This is a genomic window from Streptomyces sp. NPDC059256 (assembly GCF_042753785.1).
GTDB lineage: Bacteria > Actinomycetota > Actinomycetes > Streptomycetales > Streptomycetaceae > Streptomyces.
Map to the genome: position 1 here is coordinate 1,995 of NZ_JBHYZO010000046.1, position 3,250 is coordinate 5,244.

Here is a 3,250-nt window from a genome sequence, read left to right on the forward strand (position 1 = left end):
GTGCCGGTCCCGGTGTACTCGCTCAGGTTTGGGTGGGGTGATGGGTGGCTGGTCGTTGTTTGAGAACTGCACAGTGGACGCGAGCATCTGTGGCCAAGTTTTTAAGGGCGCACGGTGGATGCCTTGGCACCAGGAACCGATGAAGGACGTGGGAGGCCACGATAGTCCCCGGGGAGTCGTCAACCAGGCTTTGATCCGGGGGTTTCCGAATGGGGAAACCCGGCAGTCGTCATGGGCTGTCACCCATGCCTGAACACATAGGGCATGTGGAGGGAACGAGGGGAAGTGAAACATCTCAGTACCCTCAGGAAGAGAAAACAACCGTGATTCCGGGAGTAGTGGCGAGCGAAACTGGATGAGGCCAAACCGTATATGTGTGATACCCGGCAGGGGTTGCGTATGCGGGGTTGTGGGATCTCTCTTTTGCGGTCTGCCGGCCGTGAGACGAGTCAGAAACCGTAGTCATAGGCGAAGGACATGCGAAAGGTCCGGCGTAGAGGGTAAGACCCCCGTAGCTGAAATGATTGCGGCTCGTTTGAGAGACACCCAAGTAGCACGGGGCCCGAGAAATCCCGTGTGAATCTGGCGGGACCACCCGTTAAGCCTAAATATTCCCTGGTGACCGATAGCGGATAGTACCGTGAGGGAATGGTGAAAAGTACCGCGGGAGCGGAGTGAAATAGTACCTGAAACCGTGTGCCTACAAGCCGTGGGAGCGTCGCATATCAGGCTTTTGTTTGGTATGTCGTGACTGCGTGCCTTTTGAAGAATGAGCCTGCGAGTTTGCGGTGTGTTGCGAGGTTAACCCGTGTGGGGGAGCCGTAGCGAAAGCGAGTCCGAATAGGGCGTTTTAGTAGCATGCTCAAGACCCGAAGCGGAGTGATCTAGCCATGGGCAGGTTGAAGCGGCTGTAAGAGGTCGTGGAGGACCGAACCCACCAGGGTTGAAAACCTGGGGGATGACCTGTGGTTAGGGGTGAAAGGCCAATCAAACTCCGTGATAGCTGGTTCTCCCCGAAATGCATTTAGGTGCAGCGTCGTGTGTTTCTTGCCGGAGGTAGAGCACTGGATAGGCGATGGGCCCTACCGGGTTACTGACCTTAGCCAAACTCCGAATGCCGGTAAGTGAGAGCGCGGCAGTGAGACTGTGGGGGATAAGCTCCATGGTCGAGAGGGAAACAGCCCAGAGCATCGACTAAGGCCCCTAAGCGTACGCTAAGTGGGAAAGGATGTGGAGTCGCAGAGACAACCAGGAGGTTGGCTTAGAAGCAGCCACCCTTGAAAGAGTGCGTAATAGCTCACTGGTCAAGTGATTCCGCGCCGACAATGTAGCGGGGCTCAAGCGTACCGCCGAAGTCGTGTCATTGCAGTACATACCCCCAACGGGGACTGTGATGGGTAGGGGAGCGTCGTGTGCCGGGTGAAGCCGCCGCGTAAGCGAGTGGTGGACGGTTCACGAGTGAGAATGCAGGCATGAGTAGCGATACACACGTGGGAAACGTGTGCGCCGATTGACTAAGGGTTCCTGGGTCAAGCTGATCTGCCCAGGGTAAGTCGGGACCTAAGGCGAGGCCGACAGGCGTAGTCGATGGACAACCGGTTGATATTCCGGTACCCGCTTTGAAACGCCCAATATCGAGCCCATTAATGCTAAGGCCGTGAAACCGCCGGGTGCGTCTTCGGACAATCTCGGAGTGGTGGAGCCGCTGATCCAAGGTGGTAGTAGGTAAGTGATGGGGTGACGCAGGAAGGTAGTCCAGCCCGGGCGGTGGTTGTCCCGGGGTAAGGGTGTAGGCCGTGTGGTAGGTAAATCCGTCACACGTTAAGGCTGAGACCTGATGCCGAGCCGATTGTGGTGAAGTGGATGATCCTATGCTGTCGAGAAAAGCCTCTAGCGAGTTTCATGGCGGCCCGTACCCTAAACCGACTCAGGTGGTCAGGTAGAGAATACCGAGGCGTTCGGGTGAACTATGGTTAAGGAACTCGGCAAAATGCCCCCGTAACTTCGGGAGAAGGGGGGCCATTCTTGGTGATCCGATTTACTCGGTGAGCTGGGGGTGGCCGCAGAGACCAGCGAGAAGCGACTGTTTACTAAAAACACAGGTCCGTGCGAAGCCGTAAGGCGATGTATACGGACTGACGCCTGCCCGGTGCTGGAACGTTAAGGGGACCGGTTAGCTCCATTTCGGTGGGGCGAAGCTGAGAACTTAAGCGCCAGTAAACGGCGGTGGTAACTATAACCATCCTAAGGTAGCGAAATTCCTTGTCGGGTAAGTTCCGACCTGCACGAATGGCGTAACGACTTCTCGACTGTCTCAACCATAGGCCCGGTGAAATTGCACTACGAGTAAAGATGCTCGTTTCGCGCAGCAGGACGGAAAGACCCCGGGACCTTTACTATAGTTTGATATTGGTGTTCGGTTCGGCTTGTGTAGGATAGGTGGGAGACTGTGAACAGCACACGCCAGTGTGTTGGGAGTCGCTGTTGAAATACCACTCTGGTCGTGCTGGATGTCTAACCTGGGTCCGTGATCCGGATCAGGGACAGTGTCTGATGGGTAGTTTAACTGGGGCGGTTGCCTCCTAAAGAGTAACGGAGGCGCCCAAAGGTTCCCTCAGCCTGGTTGGTAATCAGGTGTTGAGTGTAAGTGCACAAGGGAGCTTGACTGTGAGACCGACGGGTCGAGCAGGGACGAAAGTCGGGACTAGTGATCCGGCGGTGGCTTGTGGAAGCGCCGTCGCTCAACGGATAAAAGGTACCCCGGGGATAACAGGCTGATCTTCCCCAAGAGTCCATATCGACGGGATGGTTTGGCACCTCGATGTCGGCTCGTCGCATCCTGGGGCTGGAGTCGGTCCCAAGGGTTGGGCTGTTCGCCCATTAAAGCGGTACGCGAGCTGGGTTTAGAACGTCGTGAGACAGTTCGGTCCCTATCCGCTGTGCGCGTAGGAGTCTTGAGAAGGGCTGTCCCTAGTACGAGAGGACCGGGACGGACGAACCTCTGGTGTGCCAGTTGTCCTGCCAAGGGCATGGCTGGTTGGCTACGTTCGGAAAGGATAACCGCTGAAAGCATCTAAGCGGGAAGCCTGCTTCGAGATGAGGACTCCCACCCCCTTTGAGGGGTTAAGGCTCCCAGGAGACTACTGGGTTGATAGGCCAGATCTGGAAGGCGGGTAACCGCTGGAGGTGACTGGTACTAATAAGCCGAGGGCTTGTCCATAGAGGCTCGCGTCCACTGTGTTGGTTCTGA

At 56.5% G+C, this 3,250-nt stretch carries 1 rRNA gene; it reads left to right on the forward strand.

From position 1 onward, the window contains the following. Positions 1-91 precede the first annotated feature (91 nt). Positions 92-3,220 (forward strand): 23S ribosomal RNA (locus ACFXJL_RS34685). Positions 3,221-3,250 lie beyond the last annotated feature (30 nt).